The following is a 17994-nucleotide window of genomic DNA, read 5'->3' as shown; positions in this document are numbered from 1 at the left end:
GGGGAGCTACAGGGTCAGGAGCATCATGATGTCGTCGCGGTCGTCCCCCGGGGCCACCCGGATCGCGTCGGGGACGCGCCCGACCTCCTTGTAACCGCATCCCGCGTAGAAGGAGTCGACCCCGGTGCCGCCCCGGCACGTGAGGCGGATCGCCTCGATGCCGGGGAAGGTGCGGGCGGCCGCCTCCGCCGCGGACATCAGGGTGCGGCCGTAGCCGCGGCCCTGGTGGCGGGGATGGACCATCACCGTGTAGAGCCACAGCCAGTGGGTCATGAGCCGGTGCTCGTTGAAGGCGAGGAAGACCGTCCCGGCCACCGCGCCGTCCTCGTCGCGGCCGACGAGCAGCCGGCGGCTGCCGTCCGCGACCGCGGCGAGGGACGCGTCGAGGGTGGGGCGGATGTCCTCGGGGGTGACGGGGGGCACGAAGCCGACCGCGCCGTCCGCGTTGGTGACGTCCGTCCAGAGCGCGAGGATGCCCTCGCGGAGCACGTCGTCCAGCACGGGGTCCAGCTCGCACGTAAGGGTCATACCTTCAGAGTAGCCATTACGTGGAGCCGGGTCCCCATGAGGCGGGTCACACCCGCATGGGCTGCGGGGCGTCGCGGCGGGAGTCGTCCGGGCCCGGGTACTCGCGGATGATCTCGTAGCGCGTGTTGCGCTCGACCGGGCGGAAGCCCGCGTCGCGGATGAGGTCGAGGATGTCGTCGCGGGTGAGCTTGTTGGGGGTGCCGTAGTCGTCCGCGTCGTGGGTGATCTTGTATTCGACGACCGAGCCGTCCATGTCGTCGGCGCCGTGGTTGAGGGCGAGCTGCGCGGTGGACAGGCCGTGCATGACCCAGAAGACCTTGACGTGCGGCACGTTGTCGAAGAGCAGCCGGGAGACGGCGAAGGTCTTGAGCGCCTCCGCGCCGGTGGCCATCGTGGTGCGGGCCTGGAGGGTGTTGCGGACCTTGCCGTCCTTCATGTCCACGAAGTCGTGCTGGTAGCGCAGCGGGATGAAGACCTGGAAGCCGCCGGTCTCGTCCTGCAGCTCACGCAGCCGCAGCACGTGGTCGACGCGGTGCCGGGGCTCCTCGATGTGGCCGTAGAGCATGGTGCAGGGGGTCTTGAGGCCCTTGGAGTGCGCCAGCCGGTGGATGCGGGACCAGTCCTCCCAGTGGGTGCGGTGGTCCACGATGTGCCGGCGCACCTCCCAGTCGAAGATCTCCGCGCCGCCGCCGGTGAGGGATTCCAGGCCCGCGTCGATCAGCTCGTCGAGGATGTCGGAGGCGGACATCCCGGAGATGGTCTCGAAGTGGTGGATCTCGGTGGCGGTGAAGGCCTTGAGCGAGACCTGCGGCAGCGCTTCCTTGAGGGCCTTGAGCGAGCGCGGGTAGTAGCGCCAGGGCAGCGTGGGGTGCAGGCCGTTGACGATGTGCAGCTCGGTGAGGTTGTCGCCCTCCATGGCCTTGGCCAGCCGGACGGCCTCCTCGATGCGCATGGTGTACGCGTCCTTCTCGCCCGGCTTGCGCTGGAAGGAGCAGTACGCGCACGAGGCGGTGCACACGTTCGTCATGTTGAGGTGACGGTTGACGTTGAAGTGGACGACGTCGCCGTTCTTCTGCGTGCGCACGTGGTGCGCGAGCCCGCCGAGCCACGCCAGGTCGTCGGACTCGTAGAGAGCGATGCCGTCCTCACGCGTCAGCCGCTCGCCCGCGTAGACCTTCTCTTCCAGCTCCCGCTTGAGCCCCGCGTCCATGTGCTTCTCCTCCTGCCGGGATCGACCGCCCGGCGTCCGACACTACTCCCCCGGCCTCCGGCCGGGCGGTGCCCCCACCGCCTCCTCGGGCAGCGCGCCGACCCGGTTCTCCCACTTCGTCGACAGCACGATCGTGGTACGGGTGCGGGCCACGCCCTTGGTGCCGGACAGCCGGCGGATGGTGGCCTCCAGGCCGTCCACGTCGTTGACCCGGACCTTGAGCATGTACGAGTCGTCCCCGGCGATGAACCAGCAGTCCTCGATCTCGTCGAGGGCGCGCAGCCGCTCGGCGACGTCCTCGTGGTCGGCGGCGTCACTGAGCTGGAGGCCGACGAGCGCGGTCACCCCGAGGCCGAGCGCGGCGGGGGCGACCGTGGCGCGGTAGCCGGTGATCACCCCGGCCTGCTCCAGGCGGTTGATGCGGTCGGTGACGCTGGGGCCGGACAGGCCCACCAGCCGGCCCAGTTCGGCGTACGACGCCCGGCCGTTCTCCCGCAACGCCTGGATGAGCTGTCTGTCCACCGCGTCCATCAGGGGGGACCCTCCTGTTCGTACCGCGACTGCGCTGTCTGGACACGAATCTAAGGCATGGCGGGGCCTGCGCCCTGCGCATCTGCCCGTCCGAGGCCGCCTTGCCAGCGGCGGTACAGGGTGTGCGGAACCCCGGCGGCGTCCAGGGCGCGCCCGGCGACGAAGTCGACGAGGTCCTGGATGTGGGTGGCGCCGGTGTAGAAGGCCGGTGAGGCGGGCAGGACGGCGGCCCCGGCGTCGTCCAGGGCGACCAGGTGGCGCAGCGTCTGGCCGCTCAGCGGGGTCTCGCGCACCGCGACGACGAGCGGGCGGCGCTCCTTGAGGGTCACGCTCGCGGCGCGCTGCAGCAGGTCCTTGGACAGCCCGAGCGCCACCCCGGCCACGCACGCGGTGCTGGCCGGCACGATGAGCATGCCGCGGGCCGGGTACGAGCCGGAGGACGGCCCGGCGGCCAGGTCGCCGGCCGGCCAGTGGCGTACCCGGTCCAGGTCGGGCACGGGGTAGGCGGCCGGGTCGCCGTCGGCGCCGCGGGCGAGCAGCCGGGCGAGGTCGGTCCGCCAGTGGGCGTCGCGGAACGGTCCGCCGGTCTCGTCCAGCAGGGTGAGCCGGGCCGCGCGGCTCACGACGAGGTCGACGTCCTGGCCCGCGGCCAGCAGCGCGCGCAGCACCGCGGCGGCGTACGGGGTGCCCGAGGCGCCGGAGACGCCCACCACCCACGGGGTGCGGGGCGGCCCGGCCTGCGGTTTCGCGTCCTCATGGGGCTCCCCGTGCTGTGCGTCGTCCACGCCGACGAGGGTAACCGGCGGCGCCGGAGACCGCCGCGGAGGGAACCCCGCGGGGGCGATCGGCGTCTTCCAGGAGTAAAGGGAGTGGCGGGGCCGGTCGCCGTCGGGAGACGGCCGGGGGATTCAGGGGGTTGGCCGTGGGTCACGGACACACCGCGCACGGCGGGAGGCGGTCATGAGCGTGTCGGGCACGCTGCTCGCCCCGGTGCGGGCCGGCGGCCGGGTGGCCGCGGCGGGCATCCTGATGGGCGGCTGGCTGGCGCTGCTGTGGGGCATCGAGGCGGTCAACGCGCTGAGCGGTCAGCGGTTGGACACCTACGGGATCTCCCCCCGGCAGGGCAGCGAGCTGCTGGACATCGTGCCGGCGGCCTTCCTGCACGTCGGCTTCTCCCATCTGGCGTCCAACAGCCTGCCGTTGCTCGTGCTGGGCTTCATCGCCGCGCTCAGCGGCATAGCCCGCTACCTCGCGGTGGCCCTGACGGTCATGGTGGTCAGCGGGCTCGGCGTGTGGCTGACGGCGCCCGCGCACAGTGTCACGCTCGGCGCGTCCGGGCTCATCTTCGGCCTGTTCGGGTACCTGGTGGTGCGCGGTTTCGTGGACCACCGGGCGCTGGACGTGATCGTGGGCCTCATCGTCGGCGTGCTCTACGGGTCGATCCTGTGGGGTGTGCTGCCGACGGCCACCGGGGTGTCCTGGCAGGCGCATCTGTTCGGTCTGGTCGGCGGTGTCGTGGCGGCGTTCCTCTTCCGCGACCGCTCGGTGGCGCAGGCCTCCTGACGGAGCGGCTGCTTCCGCTGCCGGATCCCGGCAGCGGGCGGCCCGCACGTCGGCAGACATATCCCGTCGAAAGCACAGCGCCTGCACAGGTAACCTTCAGTCAAGATTGTGCAAAGTCCGCGGGTACGGAAGTGCTCGGCGGCGAACGAGGAGTTCGACATCAACAGCATCCGCAAGGGTCTTGCCGCCGCCGCAGTCGTGGCACTGATAACCGCGGGCGCCGCCGCCTGCGGCGACGACGAGCCCAGCACCCCGCAGGGCAAGGTCACCAACGCGTTCACCAACCTGGGCGACCAGAAGGCCGTCACCGTCGGCCTGTCCTTCGACGGCACGGCGCAGCAGATCTACGCGGCGATGAAGGACCAGGACGACTTCGACCTGTCCGACGCCAAGGTGCTCGCCGGGCTGAGGATCAGCGCCGCGCTCAGCTCCCCCAAGCCCTTCGCCCAGCTCAAGCAGGGCGACAAGGGCGGCAACGTCGGCTTCACCGTCGCCTCGGACGCCTCCGGCGGCAAGGACGGCAGCACGCTCGTCGGCCTGCGGGCGGTGGACGAGAAGGTCTACCTCAAGGTGGATCTCAAGGCCATCGCCGGGCTCGACCCGTCCGACAAGGACCTCCAGGAACTCAACGGCATGCTCGGCTCGGTCGACCAGATGCCGTCCTCCTTCGCCTCCGTCAAGACGCTCGTCAAGGGCGGCTGGGTGTCGCTGGACCCGAAGAGCTTCGGGGACTTCTTCAAGTCCCTGGGCTCGCAGGGCGACGCGGCCTCCGGCGACTCCGGCAGCGACGACCCGCTGTCCGGCCTCGGCCTGCCCACCGGCCTGCCGACCGGGCTGCCCACCGACCTCGCGAACAAGAGCCTCACGCAGCTCATCGACCCGCTGCGCACCTCGCTCACCCGCGACGCCAAGCTCACCGACCTCGGCACGAAGGACGGCGCGGACCACATCCAGGCGTCCATCCCGGCCCGCACCCTCGCCAAGGACCTGCAGAACGGCCTCGGCTCGCTCTCCAAGTCGCTGCCCGGTGACGTCACCAAGAACCTCGACGACGTCCCGAACAAGACGGTCAACGTGGACCTGGCCATCAAGGGCGGCAAGCTCACCCACATCACCGTGGACCTCGCGCAGCTCGACGACACGATCCACGGCAAGCTGCCGCTGGACCTGTCGATCGACGGCGACGCCGCCCCGGTCAGCGCGCCCTCCGGCGCCCAGCAGCTCAACCCGCAGGACCTCATGGGCCTGGTGATGTCGCAGCTCGGCGGCTCGGACGACGGTTCCGACCCGAGCGCCTCCGACACCGCCGACACCTCGGACCTCAACGGTGCGCTGGACGACCTCAACTTCGACCCGAGCGATTTCTGAGCCGTACGGCTCGGGACCGCGTGCGGCCCCGGTGGTTCAGCCGCCGAGGCCGCGCGCGAGCAGGTCGCACAGCGCGAAGACGAAGAGCGTGATGCCGATGACGCCGTTGACGGTGAAGAACGCCCGGTTGAGCCGGCTCAGGTCGTGCGGCCGGACGATGGAGTGCTCGTAGAGGAAGGCTCCGGCGACGACCGCCAGGCCCGTCCACCACAGGCCGCCCGCGTCGGTCAGCACGCCGTACCAGACGAGCAGCGCGGTGGTCACGACGTGGCTGGCGCGGGCGCCGTGCAGGGCGGCCGGGATGCCGAAGCGCGCGGGGACGGACTTGACGCCGTGCGCCCGGTCGGCGGCCACGTCCTGGCAGCCGAAGATGAGGTCGAAGCCGCCGATCCACACCCCGACCGCCAGGCCCAGCACGACCGGGGGCCAGGACCACGAGCCGGTCACCGCGAGCCACGCCCCGACCGGGCCCATCGCCTGGGCCAGGCCCAGGATGGCGTGCGGGAAGTTCGTGAAGCGCTTGCCGTAGGGGTAGACGACCATCGGCACCACCGCGACCGGCGCGAGCACCAGGCACAGCGTGTTGAGCAGCGCGGCCGCGCCCAGGAAGACCGCGAGCGCCACGAGCGCGCCCGTCCACGCGGTGCGCACCGACAGGGCGCCGGTGACGAGTTCGCGGGTGGCGGTGCGCGGGTTGCGGGCGTCGATCTCCCGGTCGATGATCCGGTTGCAGGCCATCGCGAAGGTCCGCAGGCCCACCATCGCCACGGTGACCAGCAGCAGTTCGCCCCAGTGCACATGCCCGTCGTCCCGGAACATCGCGGTGAGCGCCGCGATGTAGGCGAAGGGCAGGGCGAAGACCGAGTGCTCGATCATCACCAGCCGCAGGAAGGCCCGTACCCGGCTCTCGGGCCGGGGACCGCGTCCGACGAGGTCCGGGGTGGCTGTGTCGGCACTCACAGGCCGTACTCCCTCCATCGGCGGTCGACCTTCGCCGCCGTCTCCGGGTCGGAGAGCACCATCTCCGGCCAGCCCCCGTCCCGCGTGTAGCCCTCCTCGGGCAGCTTGCGGGTTGCGTCGATCCCGGCCTTGCCGCCCCAGAACTGCTGGTAGGAGGCGTGGTCCAGATGGTCGACGGGTCCTTCCACGACGGTGAGGTCGCGGGAGTAGTCGGTGTTGCCGAGCGCCCGCCAGGCGACCTCGTGCAGGTCGTGGACGTCGCAGTCGGCGTCCACCACGATGATCAGCTTGGTCAGCGACATCATGTGGGCGCCCCACACCGCGTGCATGACCTTCTGGGCATGCTTCGGGTACTTCTTGTCGATCGAGACGATCGCGCAGTTGTGGAAGCCGCCCGCCTCCGGCAGGTGGTAGTCCACGATGTCCGGGACGATGACCTTCAGCAGCGGCAGGAAGAAGCGCTCGGTCGCGCGGCCCAGCGGCCCGTCCTCGGTCGGCGGCCGGCCCACCACGATCGACTGGAGGACCGGCTTCCTGCGCATCGTCACGCAGTCGATGGTGAGCGCCGGGAAGGGCTCCTGCGGGGTGTAGAAGCCGGTGTGGTCGCCGAACGGGCCCTCCGGCAGCGTCTTCCCGGGCTCCAGCCAGCCCTCGATGACGACCTCGGCCTGCGCGGGCACCTGGAGCGGCACCGTCTTGCAGTCGACCAGCTCGATCCGCTTGCCCTGCACGAAGCCCGCGAAGAGGTATTCGTCGATGTCGCCGGGCAGCGGCGCGGTCGCCGCGTACGTCACGGCGGGCGGGCAGCCGAAGGCGATCGCGACGGGCAGCCTCTCGCCGCGCCGCTGGGCGGCCTGGTAGTGGTTGCGGCTGTCCTTGTGGATCTGCCAGTGCATGCCGATGGTGCGCCGGTCGTGCCGCTGCAACCGGTAGAGGCCGAGGTTGCGGACGCCCGTCTCGGGGTCCTTGGTGTGGGTCAGGCCCAGGTTGAAGAAGGAGCCGCCGTCCTGCGGCCAGGTGAAGAGCGCGGGGAGGGCGTCGAGATCGACGTCGTCCCCGGTCAGCACGACCTCCTGGACGGGCCCGTCCTTGACCTTCTTCGGCGGCACGTGAAGCATCCCGGACAGCTTGCCGAATGCCTCCCGGACACCGACGAAGCCGTGCGGCAGCTCGGGCTTGAGCAGCCCGGCGATCTTCTCGCTGATCTCCGCGTAGGACTTCAGGCCGAGCGCCTTGAGCAGCCGCCGGTCGGTGCCGTAGACGTTCATCGCGAGCGGCGCGGCCGAGCCCCGCACGTTCTCGAAGAGCAGTGCGGGGCCGCCGGCCTTGTTGACCCGGTCGGTGATCTCGCCGACCTCCAGGTACGGGTCGACCTCGGCGGTGATCCGCCGCAGGTCGCCCTCCTTCTCCAGTGCCCGGAGGAACGAGCGGAGATCGTCGTAAGCCATGGGCCCCAGTCTCGCATCCCGCCGGGCGGCGCCGGGTCAGACCCCGGCGTAGGAGTGTTTGCCGCCGACGAAGATGTTCACGCCGTAGTAGTTGAACAGGAAGCACGCGAAGGCGGCGAGGGCCAGGTAGGCGGCCTTGCGGCCCTTCCAGCCCGCGGTGGCGCGCGCGTGCAGGTAGCAGGCGTAGGCGACCCAGGTGATGAACGCCCAGGTCTCCTTGGGGTCCCAGCCCCAGTAGCGGCCCCAGGCGGCCTGCGCCCAGATCGCGCCCGCGATGATGGTGAACGTCCACAGCGGGAAGACCAGCGCGTTCATCCGGTACGCGAACTTGTCCAGGGTCGCCGCCGCGGGCAGCCGCCGCATGATGTCGCCCCAGCGACCGGTGCTCGCCTTGCCCGCGGCGACCGCGACCTCGTAGTGGTCGCGGAAGAGGAACAGCAGCGTGCCGACGGCCGCGAGGTAGAACACCGCGCCGGAGATGATCGCGCACGACACGTGGATCCACAGCCAGTACGAGTGCAGCGCCGGGACGAGCTGCTCGCTGTTGGTGTAGAGGACGGTCAGCGCCAGACCCAGGTCCAGCAGCACCGTGGTGGTCAGGAACAGCCCGATCCAGCGGACGTTCTTGCGCAGCGCGAGCAGCAGCAGGTACGTGCCGACGGCGACCGCGCCGAAGGTGGTGGAGAACTCGTACATGTTGCCCCACGGGGCGCGCTCCACCGAGGCGGCACGGAAGGCGACGCCGCCGACGTGCAGCAGCCACGCGAGCACCGTGAAGGAGACGGCGATCCGCCCGTAGAGGTCGCCCTTCTCGTCGCCGCCCGCGGCGCCGGGGCCGTCCTCCATGCCGCGGTCGCTCGCCGAGGCGCGCGTCACGACGGTCGGGCGCTCCAGCGTGACGGTGCCGCCCGCGGTCTTCACCGTGACCTGCTGCGCCGCCTTCTTGCGGGCGGCCTCGGCCGCCTCGGCGGCGGCCAGCTCGGCACGCCCCTCCTCGGTGAGCGCGGCGGACTGCACCGCGATCTTGCTGCGCCCGCCGAAGACCCACTCGGCCAGGTGCGCGAGGAAGGCGAGCGTGTACACGAACATCGCCGAGCGGATCATGTAGTTGCTGTAGTTCGCGAAGTTCTCGTTGACCGCGGCAGCGATGTTCACGCGCGCGCTCCTTCGTCGTCGGTCGCTGTGGTGTCAGGTTCTGACCCGGACTCGGGTGGTGCCGCGTCGTCCCCGTCACTGCCGGGGTCGGGCGTGACGGGTGCGTCGGGGAGCATCTGTACGGCGACGTCGCCCAGCTCGTCGGCGATCCGCGCGGACTCGCTGCGGCCCAGGCCGCCCAGCTCCACGACCGTCCCGCCGCCCTTGCCGGCGCTCGCCCGCACCCAGATCCGGCGGCGCTGGATGAACAGCGAACCGGCCAGGCCGAGGATCGCGCCGATACCGCTGACCAGGGCGCCGAGGTTGCCGGACTGGTGGGAGACGGTGAAGCTGGCCCAGGTCGCGATGCCGTCCAGCCGCAGGGTGCCCGCGCCGTTCGGCAGCGTCATGGTGTCGCCCACGCCGAGCAGGTCGGACAGCGGGGAGCCGTCGGGGTTGGTGAACTGCTTCAGGTGCGTCTCGTCGAGCTTGTAGACGTTCTGCTGGAGACCGGCGTCCAGGCCCAGGTCGCCGTGGAAGGCGTTGAGGGCCAGCCGCGGGTTCTGGAGCGTCGGGAAGGTCGAGTACATGCCGAGCGTCTTGCTCGTGGCGAAGGTCGGGGCGAGGATGCCGCGGAAGCCGAGCTGGTCCTCCTTGCCGTCCTTGCCGATCGCGTCCGGGGCCTTGATGACGCCGACCGAGGTGAGCGCCGAGTCCTGCGGGAGGAACGGCACGGTGGTGTGCACCACGTTGCCCTGGCCGTCGACGACGGTGACCTTGACCGCGTAGCCGTGCGAGATGAGGTAGACCTTCTCGCCGCCGATGCTCAGCGGGTGGTTGACCGAGATCGTGCCCTTGGTCGTCTTCGAGTCGTCGGTGCCGGAGTAGTAGCGGATGTTCGCCTGGAACTTCAGGGCGGTGCCCTTCTCCGGGCCGCTCGTGGCGTACTTCGACTCGAAGTTGTCGAGCTTGAAGCCGAAGGGCTGGAGGTCGTCGGCGCCGTACCAGGTGCCGCCGCTGAAGTCGTCGTACGAGGTCAGGTTGTTGACGAAGCCGTCGCCCTCGACGATGAGCTTGCCGCCCTCGGCCTTCTCCAGCGACGTCAGCGCGAAGGCGATCAGCAGGCCGAACAGCGAGACGTGGAAGAGCAGGTTGCCGAACTCGCGCAGGTAGCCCTTCTCGCCCGCGACCGAGGTGCCCGTCACGCTGGTGCGGAAGCGGCGTCCGCGCAGCACCGTGCGGGCCGCCTCGGTGACCTGCTCCGGGCTCGCGTCCGTGCGCCAGGTGCTGTACGCGGGCAGCCGGGTCAGGTTGCGCGGCGCGGCCGGCGGCCGGGCCCGCAGCTGGCCGACGAACTGCCAGGTGCGCGGCACGATGCAGCCCGCGAGCGACACGAACAGCAGGATGTAGATCGCCGCGAACCACGGCGAGCTGTAGACGTGGAAGAGGCCGAACCGCTCGTACAGCGGCGCCAGCACGGTGTGCCGCGCCTTGAAGGCGTCGACCTTGAGCTGGTCGTTGTGCTGCGGGATGAGCGAGCCGGGGATCGCCGCGAGCGACAGCAGGAAGAGCAGGATCAGCGCGATCCGCATCGAGGTCAGCTGCCGCCACATCCAGCGCAGCCAGCCCAGCACCCCGAGCCCCGGCACCTCGTTCAGGCTGTCGGCGGGGGCGGTGCTCAGCTGCGCGCCGGCCGCGCCCAGGTCGTCGCGGTCGGGCTGCCCGGCGCCGGGCGCGGTCCCGTCCGTCCCGGCGTTCCCGGGTTTCTCGGTGATGCTCATGGGTTCAGACCCCTGAAGTGAAGCCGCTCGACCAGATCTGCATCTGGTAGGTGATGTGGTCCCACACTCCGGTGACCAGCAGGACGCCGACCGCCACGAGCATGACTCCGCCGGTCCGTATGACCCACGCGTAATGCCGCTTGACCCAGGCGAAGGCGCCCAGCGTACGGCGGAAAGCTATGGCCGCCACGATGAACGGCACGCCGAGCCCGGCGCAGTAGAAGGCCATCAGCACCGCGCCGCGCACCGCGCTCGCGTCGCTGAAGGCCAGCGTGTTGACGGCCGTCAGGGTCGGCCCGACGCAGGGCGTCCAGCCGAGCCCGAACAGCACACCGAGCAGCGGCGCCCCGGCCAGGCCCATCGTGGGCCGGACGTGGAAGCGGAACTCGCGCTGCGTGACCCCGCCGACCATGCCCATGAAGGCCAGGCCCAGCACGATGGTCAGCGACCCGAAGATCTTGGTCAGGACGTCCTTGTGGACCAGCAGCGTCTGCCCGAAGTTGCCGAACAGCGCCCCGCCGGACACGAAGACCGCGCTGAAGCCGAGCACGAACAACGCCGCGCCCGCGAGCGTCCGCCCGCGCCGGGCCTCGCCGAGGTCGGTGCCGGTGACACCGGTCACGTACGACAGGTAGCCGGGGACGAGCGGCAGCACGCAGGGCGAGAAGAAGGAGATGAGGCCGGCGAACATCGCGACCGGTATGGCGGCGAGCAACGCGCCGGTCAGGACCGTGTGCGTCTGGTCGAACGCCAGCACGGTCAGCGTGCCGTTCCCGGCCATGTCACTTCTCCGCGACGATCTTGTCGATCATCTCGTTGAGACCGTCCTCGGTGAGCGCACCGAGGACCCGGGCGGCGATCTTCCCGTGCCGGTCGACGACCAGCGTGGCGGGCAGCGACGCCGGGTTGATGTTGCCCCTGGGGAACTTCAGGATCAGGTTCCCGGCCGGGTCGTACAGGCTCGGGTACGGGATCTTGTAGTGGTCCACGAACCGCTGGGCGGGCGATCGCTCGAGGTCGCGGGTGTTGATGCCGAGGAACTGCACGCCCTTGGAGACGTCGGCCTGCGACACCGACGCCATGTGCGGCGCCTCCGCGCGGCAGGGCGCGCACCACGAGCCCCAGATGTTGATGACGACGACCTTGCCCTTGTACGCCGCCAGGTCCGCGCGCCCGCCGTCCACGGTCTCGCCCGCCAGCTCGGGCGCCGACTTGCGGTCACCGGCCTTGACGTACGTGATCGTGCCGGCGCCGCCGACGTAGTTCGAGCCGTCGGACGACGTGGACCCGCTCGACGACGAGCACGCGCTCAGCAGCGACGCCACGGCCGCGACACAGGCGAGCGCCGCGGCACGGCGCGGCATACGGCGCCGGGGGGCGCGGGTAGGACTCATGTGAAAAGTTTCGCATGGGCCCCGGAGCGATCTTCCACACCCCCGACACCGGCACCAAAAGCGGCAATCGCCCCAAGTAAGGACCAGGTGATGGCCGCGGGCGGACCTAGACGACCGGGGCCGGGGGCGAGGCGGTGGTGCCCGCGGGCTTGGGCGCGGGCAGCGTCATGAACTCCTTCCAGCCCTGCGACGGCTTCTCCCCGACCTCCAGCCCGCGCAGCCGCTCCAGCACCGCCGGGTCCTGCGCGTCCAGCCAGTCCGCGAGCTGCCGGAAGGACACCATCCGCACGTCGTCGTGCCCCGCGGCCGCGATGTACGTGAACGCCGCCTCGACCGCGTCCATGTAGATCCCGCCGTTCCACTCCTCGAAGTGGTTGCCGATGTAGAACGGCGCCCGGTTCGTCTGGTACGCCCGCTCGAAGCCCGCGATGTACGACTGCGTGGCCTGCTCGCGCCAGTACGGGTAGTTGCGCGGGTCGGACTGCGTCGCCGCGTGCGACTGGTTGGCCAGCATGTTGTAGTCCATCGACAGCACCTCGAAGGTGTGCCCGGGGAAGGGGATGAGCTGGAGCGGGAAGTCCCACAGGCCCAGCTTCTTCGAGGGCCACACCTGGTTGCCGCCCGGCGAGCTGGCGTCGTACCGCCAGCCCAGCGCCGACGCCGTCGGGAGCAGGCTGTTCTGCCCGAGCAGGCACGGGGTGCGGCCGCCGACCAGCTCCTTCTCGTAGTCGAAGGGCAGCGGCTCCTCGCCGTGCCAGCCGGTCTGCGTCTTCCAGGTGGTCACGAAGCTCTTGGCCTGGTCGATCTCGCTCTTCCAGTCCGCCGGGGTCCACCGCCCGACGCTGCCGGTGCCGGTGCAGAAGTGGCCGTTGAAGTGCGTGCCGATCTCGTGGCCCTCCAGCCACGCCTGCCGGACGTTGTCGAGCGTCATCCGCAGGTGGTCGTCCGCGAGGTAGCCGATGTCGGAGGCGCCGAGCGGGCTGTTGGGCGGGGCGTAGTTCAGCTTCTTGTCCTCCGGGAGCAGATAGAGCCCGCTCAGGAAGAACGTCATGGACACGCCGTGGTCCGAGGCGAGCTTGCGGAACCGCGGGAAGAGCCCGTTGCCGACCTCGCCGGCGCCGTCCCACGAGAAGACCACGAACTGCGGCGGCGTCTGCCCCGGCTCCAGCCGGTCGACCACCGGCTGGTACGGCTGCGCGCCCGTGTGCGCGGTCGACCCGTCGCCGATGAGGGTCACCGTCCGCGTCGGCGCGTGCGCCCCGCTCGCCCCCGACGGCTCCCCCGTCCGCCGGGCAGCACCCTCCTTGCCGCCCTTCCCCGCCCCGCACCCCGCGACGGCCAGCCCGGCCGCCGCCCCCGCGGTTGTCGCCAGCAGACTCCTTCGGCTCATTCCACTCATGCGTGGGTCCCGTCTCTCGGCACGATGCACTTGCCGTGCGGCTCCGGGGCGGGTGCTCGTGTGGACAGCCCGCCTTGCTGTCCACACGTTCCTCACGCTTTATGTGATTGTGGTCAAATCCTATTAATTACCCCCACATGGTGGATCCCCCTTCCCCCTCCCGGGGGTGCCGGCTCTGCCGGAGGGCGGCTGCGCCGGGAGGTGCCGGCTCCGCCGGGGGCTGCGGCCGCGCCGCCGGGCACGCGTTTCGCGCTGCCGCGGGGGGGTCCGCGCTGCCGCACCGGGCGAGCGTTTTCAAGGGCGCGGCTGCGCCGCCGGGCACGCGTTTTTAGGGGCGCGTGGGGGTACCCCCACGCGCCCCTGAAAAACGGGTGCCGCCCCCCCGCGAAAGGGGGCTCTCAGGGGCCTACGCCCCGAACGCCTTGCTCGCCCCCTTCGGGGCCTTCGCCCCGCCCCCACGCAAGTGCACGGGCACAAGATCGATCGCCGGCTCCGAATAGCCGACGGACACGATCTCGTCCCCCCGATACGTAAAGCTCGTGAGGCTCGCCAGCGTGCACTGCCGCCTCCGCGGGTCGTGCCACAGGCGCCTGCGCTCGGCCCATGAGCGCACGACCCAGATCGGCAGCTGGTGGCTGACGGCCACCGCCTCGTGCCCGCGCGCCCCGTCCCGCGCGGCGGCCAGCGCCGCGCTCATCCGGACGACCTGGTCGACGTACGGCTCGCCCCAGCTGGGGCGGAAGGGGTTGGTCAGGTACTTCCAGTTCGCCGGGCGGCGCAGCGCTCCGTCGCCGATGCCGAAGGTCTTGCCCTCGAAGATGTTCTGCGCCTCGATGAGGCGGTCGTCGGTGGCGAGCTCCAGGCCGTGCGCCGCGGCGACCGGTGTCGCCGTCTCCTGCGCGCGTTCCAGCGGCGAGGCGACGACGTAGGTGATGTCGCGGTCGGCGAGGTGCTCGGCGACCCGGTCGGCCATCTTGCGGCCCAGCTCGGAGAGGTGGTAGCCCGGCGCGCGGCCGTACAGCACCCCGTCGGGGTTGTGGACCTCGCCGTGGCGCATCAGGTGCACCACGGTCAGCTCGTCGGTCCCGGAACTCATGCGCGCGCCTCCGCTGCGGCTCGTGCGGCGGCCGGCAGTGCCGCGGCGACGCGCTCCACGGCCCGCTCGTCGTGCGTGGTGGACACGAACCAGGACTCGAACGCGGACGGGGGCAGGTAGACGCCCTGCGCCAGCATCGAGTGGAAGAACGGGGTGAAGCGGTACGCCTCCTGGCGCTTGGCCGCCTCGAAGTCACGGACGTCGTCGTCCGTGAAGAAGACGGAGAACATACTGCCCGCCGTCTGGATCCGGTGCGCGACCCCCTCCTTGGCCAGGGCCTCGGTGACCAGCGAGCGGATCTGCGCGGAGACGGCGTCGAGGTGCGCGTAGGCCGCGTCGTCCAGCAGCCGCAGCTGGGCGAGACCGGCGGCGGTGGCCACCGGGTTGCCGGACAGGGTGCCGGCCTGGTAGACGGGCCCGGCCGGGGCGAGCAGGGCCATGACGTCGGCGCGGCCGCCGAAGGCCGCCGCCGGGAAGCCGCCGCCCATGACCTTGCCGAAGGTCATGAGGTCGGGGCGGACGCCGTCCAGGCCGTACCAGCCGGCGGCGCTGACCCGGAAGCCCGTCATGACCTCGTCGGAGACGTAGAGGGCGCCGTCGGCGGCGCACAGCTCCTTGAGGGCGGCGTTGAAGCCGTCGCGGGGCGGGACGACGCCCATGTTGCCGGGCGAGGCCTCGGTGATGACGCAGGCGATCTGGCCGGGGTGGGCGGCGAAGGCGGCCCGTACCGCGTCCAGGTCGTTGTACGGGAGCACGATCGTGTCGCCGGTCTGCGCGCCGGTCACGCCGGGGGTGTCGGGCAGTCCGAAGGTCGCCACGCCCGAACCGGCGGCGGCCAGCAGCGCGTCGACGTGACCGTGGTAGCACCCGGCGAACTTCACCACCTTCGCGCGCCCCGTGAACCCGCGGGCGAGCCGGATCGCGGACATGGTCGCCTCGGTGCCGGACGACACCAGCCGCACCTGCTCCAGCGGCTCGACCCGGGCCACCATCGCCTCGGCGAGCTCGACCTCGCCCGCTCCCGGGGTGCCGAAGGACGTGCCGCGCGTCACGGCGTCCTGCACGGCCGCGACGACCTCGGGGTGGGCGTGGCCGAGGATCATCGGGCCCCATGAGCAGACGAGGTCCACGTACTCGCGGCCGTCGGCGTCGGTCAGGTACGGACCCTTGCCGGACACCATGAAACGGGGCGTACCGCCCACGGCGCGGAAGGCGCGGACCGGGGAGTTCACGCCTCCTGGGGTCACGGCCGCCGCGCGGTCGAACAGTTCCTGGGACACTGGTGCTTCGTACGGGTAGCTCACGGATACATGGTCTCAAACGCCGGGCGTTGCGCGACAACGTCTCAACCGTGCATCTGACACGATGATCGGGTTGCATGGTTGGGGCGGCAGATGGTCGGGTAGTGGAATGCAGCAACGGGGTGGCGGTCCGGGCGAAGAGCCGGGAGAGCACGTACCCGACCCCGAGGACGCCGGCCCGACCGGAAAACGCCGTCGCGCCCCGCAGGACCGGCGGAACGCACAGAATTCACAGAGCCCGCAGAACGCGCAGGATCCGCAGAACCGACACGCAGCAGAGCCGAGCAGTCCAGCACCACGCGATCCAGAACACCACGAGCAACAGCAACACCGCGAGCCGCGCAACGAGCGAGACCGGCGCGGGCGCGGACGCCGAACGACCGCAGAGGGCAGGAGCAGGGGTGGCCGAGTGGGGGTGACCTACAAGTACTTCGGCGCGCCCGACGGTGCGACCGCGGCGCGCGTGCCGATCTCCATGCGCCCCGAGGAGCTCGGCGGCGACGAACTCGGCCAGGGCATGTACACCAAGGTCAAGCCGGAGACGATGGCCGCGATGGTCCTCACGGGCATCGAGGGCATACCCCCGAACAAGGTCCCGCCGCTCGAACTCGTCGTCCTGCACCCCGACTACGCCGTGGTCCGGCTGCCCGCCTCCGTCGTGGAGCCGCTGCGCAACGCCAACGAGGAATCCCTCGGCGCCGCCGCCTTCATATGGTCCACGGTCCCCGACCGGCGCGGCCCGCGCGACGCGTTCGTCATCTACCAGATGCTGCACGAATGGCAGGACTTCGCCCGCCGCTGCCAGGAATCCGGCCACCAGCTCTACTGCCTGGTCTGGCCTTAGGTCCGGTCGTTCGGTCCGGCGCCCGGCCGTCCGGGCCGTTCCCGGTCCCGTCGCCGGTCCCGGCCGCGTCCCGGAGGTCTCCGGATCTCCTCACCGCCCGCCCGCGCCGGCCGCCGTGCCCGGTGTCTCCTCCGCCGCGTCCCACGCGAGCGCCTTGAGCTGCATACGGGCCGCAGGCCCGCAGTCGGGCACGGTCGCCCAGAACGGGTGCGCGGTCACCAGCACGGACAGCCGCACCAGGCGGCGGCGCAGCACCGTGGTCCGAGTGCCTGCGGATGCGGCGAGTTGGCGATAGGTGACGTACCACTCGCGCTGCGCCTGGACGAGGTCGGCGGGAAAGGTGTGGTGGTGCATGCCCGGGATTCAACCACACGGTCGAACGTTTGTACGATACGCGTGGCCCACATGACCGCAGCGTGTCGCGCACACCACCCGGACCGCGCAATCCGCGGCCCGGCCGCCGGCTCACAGGCAGAGGACCAGGACGCAGATCTCGTGCGGCGGCGTCGTCGGGTCGGTCCCGGCCGGGGGCGTCGAGGTGGCGGGCGGCGGGGTCGCGGTGTCGGTCGGCGGGGGCGTGGTCGCCGTCGGCTGCGGGGCCGCGCTCGTGGGAGCCGGCCGGGCCGCGGACGCCGACGGGGCCGGCTGCGGCTGCTGCGCGCCGTCCGCCGCCTGCCGCGGGGCCCGCGTGCGCGGCACGAGCGGGACGGAGCGGGTGTGGCCGGGCGTCGAGGTGGCCGCCGGGTGCGGGGGTGCCGGGGTGCCGGTACGGGACGGGGCCGCGGCAGCGGGCGGCGCGGTGGTGGCGGGCGAGGTCACGGTGGGCAGGGCGTCGCCGACCGGGGCGTCGGGGGCCGCGGCGGCGTTCGTCGTACCGCCGGAGCCGCCGCCGGTCGGCATCGCGGCGATGGTCAGACCGCCGCCCGCCAGCGCGACCGCGGTCGCCGCGACCGCGCGGCGGCGGTTCCGCCGCCAGCGGGCCTGCGCGTGCCGCCGGGCCGCCCGTCCGCCGCCCGCGCCCGCCGCGGGCAGTGGCTCGGGCAGCGGCTCGGGCTGCGGCTCGGCTGTCGGGGGTCCGGGCATGGGAAGCAGCCGCGGGCCGTCCGTCACCGGGGCCTCCGTCCGTATCGCGGACAGCGCCGACCTGGCCGGAGTCGTGTACGCCGCGGGACCCGTTTCGGATTCCGGTATCGGCCCGTCCGCGAAATGCGGCGCCCGGTAGGCGGACGCGGGCGGTGCGATATCAGGCGCATAGGCACCGCAACCCGGGCATACCAGCGCCCCGTTGAGGTTGCGGCGGCATTGGTAGCAGTAGTCCATCGTCTGTTTCCTGCCATGGTTTTCTGTGCTGCCTCGGGTGACCACAAAACGCTAACAGCGGCACCGCGAGGCACTGCGGGGCAGTTGTGAGGCTTTCGAAAAGATCCCCCGCGCAAT

General features: G+C 71.4%; 18 protein-coding genes. 3 read left to right on the top strand and 15 right to left on the bottom strand.

Going from position 1 to position 17994, the window contains the following annotated elements; translation table 11 throughout:
• Nucleotides 1-6 precede the first annotated feature (6 nt).
• Genes ACH4PY_RS36180 through ACH4PY_RS36165 form a run of 4 tightly spaced genes read right to left on the bottom strand, consistent with a single transcriptional unit; the run spans nucleotide 7 to nucleotide 3054 of the window.
• Nucleotides 7-528 (bottom strand): GNAT family N-acetyltransferase, encoded by a 522-nt coding sequence (locus ACH4PY_RS36180; protein WP_398192766.1) that lies wholly within the window; start codon nucleotides 526-528, stop codon nucleotides 7-9.
• Nucleotides 529-574: 46 nt separating this feature from the next.
• Nucleotides 575-1738: an aminofutalosine synthase MqnE gene (gene mqnE / locus ACH4PY_RS36175; RefSeq protein ID WP_398192765.1), complete on the bottom strand. Its 1164-nt coding sequence runs from the start codon at nucleotides 1736-1738 to the stop codon at nucleotides 575-577.
• Between the two features lie 42 nt (nucleotides 1739-1780).
• Nucleotides 1781-2269, bottom strand: coding sequence for an Lrp/AsnC family transcriptional regulator (locus ACH4PY_RS36170; RefSeq protein ID WP_398192764.1), 489 nt, complete (start codon nucleotides 2267-2269; stop codon nucleotides 1781-1783).
• 50 nt (nucleotides 2270-2319) lie between these two features.
• A complete protein-coding gene (locus tag ACH4PY_RS36165) occupies nucleotides 2320-3054 on the bottom strand; it encodes a UbiX family flavin prenyltransferase (protein ID WP_398192763.1) in 735 nt (244 codons plus the stop codon).
• 175 nt (nucleotides 3055-3229) lie between these two features.
• Between ACH4PY_RS36165 and ACH4PY_RS36160 the strand changes: the two genes are divergently transcribed.
• On the top strand, nucleotides 3230-3832 hold the full coding sequence (locus ACH4PY_RS36160) for a rhomboid family intramembrane serine protease (protein WP_398192762.1): 603 nt from the start codon (nucleotides 3230-3232) through the stop codon (nucleotides 3830-3832).
• 108 nt (nucleotides 3833-3940) lie between these two features.
• Nucleotides 3941-5200: a hypothetical protein gene (locus ACH4PY_RS36155; protein WP_398192761.1), complete on the top strand. Its 1260-nt coding sequence runs from the start codon at nucleotides 3941-3943 to the stop codon at nucleotides 5198-5200.
• A gap of 36 nt (nucleotides 5201-5236) precedes the next feature.
• Here ACH4PY_RS36155 and mqnP read toward each other — a convergent pair whose 3' ends face one another.
• The 9 genes from mqnP to hemL all read right to left on the bottom strand — a co-directional run bounded on the left by mqnP (nucleotide 5237) and on the right by hemL (nucleotide 15716).
• The gene (gene mqnP / locus ACH4PY_RS36150) at nucleotides 5237-6160 is read right to left on the bottom strand and encodes a menaquinone biosynthesis prenyltransferase MqnP (protein WP_398192760.1); all 924 of its coding nucleotides are present in this window, start codon (nucleotides 6158-6160) and stop codon (nucleotides 5237-5239) included.
• Entirely contained in the window at nucleotides 6157-7608 is a 1452-nt protein-coding gene (locus tag ACH4PY_RS36145; protein ID WP_398192759.1) for a menaquinone biosynthesis decarboxylase, read from the bottom strand. The genes mqnP and ACH4PY_RS36145 overlap by 4 nt, the downstream gene beginning before the upstream one ends.
• Before the next feature lie 36 nt (nucleotides 7609-7644).
• Nucleotides 7645-8763, bottom strand: coding sequence for a c-type cytochrome biogenesis protein CcsB (ccsB, locus tag ACH4PY_RS36140; protein ID WP_398192758.1), 1119 nt, complete (start codon nucleotides 8761-8763; stop codon nucleotides 7645-7647).
• On the bottom strand, nucleotides 8760-10523 hold the full coding sequence (locus ACH4PY_RS36135; RefSeq protein WP_398192757.1) for a cytochrome c biogenesis protein ResB: 1764 nt from the start codon (nucleotides 10521-10523) through the stop codon (nucleotides 8760-8762). The genes ccsB and ACH4PY_RS36135 overlap by 4 nt, the downstream gene beginning before the upstream one ends.
• A 4-nt stretch (nucleotides 10524-10527) precedes the next feature.
• Nucleotides 10528-11304, bottom strand: coding sequence for a cytochrome c biogenesis CcdA family protein (locus ACH4PY_RS36130; protein WP_398192756.1), 777 nt, complete (start codon nucleotides 11302-11304; stop codon nucleotides 10528-10530).
• Between the two features lies 1 nt (nucleotide 11305).
• Nucleotides 11306-11917, bottom strand: coding sequence for a TlpA family protein disulfide reductase (locus ACH4PY_RS36125; RefSeq protein ID WP_398192755.1), 612 nt, complete (start codon nucleotides 11915-11917; stop codon nucleotides 11306-11308).
• A 106-nt stretch (nucleotides 11918-12023) separates the two neighbouring features.
• Nucleotides 12024-13316 carry a hypothetical protein gene (locus ACH4PY_RS36120; protein ID WP_398192754.1) on the bottom strand — a complete coding sequence of 431 codons (1293 nt, stop codon included), beginning with the start codon at nucleotides 13314-13316 and terminating at the stop codon, nucleotides 12024-12026.
• A gap of 406 nt (nucleotides 13317-13722) precedes the next feature.
• Entirely contained in the window at nucleotides 13723-14412 is a 690-nt protein-coding gene (locus ACH4PY_RS36115; RefSeq protein ID WP_398192753.1) for a histidine phosphatase family protein, read from the bottom strand.
• On the bottom strand, nucleotides 14409-15716 hold the full coding sequence (gene hemL / locus ACH4PY_RS36110) for a glutamate-1-semialdehyde 2,1-aminomutase (RefSeq protein ID WP_398192752.1): 1308 nt from the start codon (nucleotides 15714-15716) through the stop codon (nucleotides 14409-14411). The genes ACH4PY_RS36115 and hemL overlap by 4 nt, the downstream gene beginning before the upstream one ends.
• A 412-nt stretch (nucleotides 15717-16128) precedes the next feature.
• Between hemL and ACH4PY_RS36105 the strand changes: the two genes are divergently transcribed.
• Nucleotides 16129-16557 carry a hypothetical protein gene (locus ACH4PY_RS36105; protein ID WP_167987017.1) on the top strand — a complete coding sequence of 143 codons (429 nt, stop codon included), beginning with the start codon at nucleotides 16129-16131 and terminating at the stop codon, nucleotides 16555-16557.
• Nucleotides 16558-16647: 90 nt separating this feature from the next.
• Here the strand turns inward: ACH4PY_RS36105 and ACH4PY_RS36100 are convergent, their stop codons facing one another.
• Nucleotides 16648-16911 (bottom strand): hypothetical protein, encoded by a 264-nt coding sequence (locus ACH4PY_RS36100; RefSeq protein WP_398192751.1) that lies wholly within the window; start codon nucleotides 16909-16911, stop codon nucleotides 16648-16650.
• A 111-nt stretch (nucleotides 16912-17022) separates the two neighbouring features.
• Nucleotides 17023-17667, bottom strand: a complete 645-nt coding sequence (locus tag ACH4PY_RS36095; RefSeq protein ID WP_398192750.1) for a hypothetical protein — start codon at nucleotides 17665-17667, stop codon at nucleotides 17023-17025.
• Nucleotides 17668-17994: the final 327 nt, after the last annotated feature.

This window comes from Streptomyces sp. NPDC021224 (genome assembly GCF_044332905.1).
Lineage (GTDB): Bacteria > Actinomycetota > Actinomycetes > Streptomycetales > Streptomycetaceae > Actinacidiphila.
Note: the sequence above shows the minus strand (reverse complement) of the source record. Positions and strands in the feature narration are given on the sequence as shown.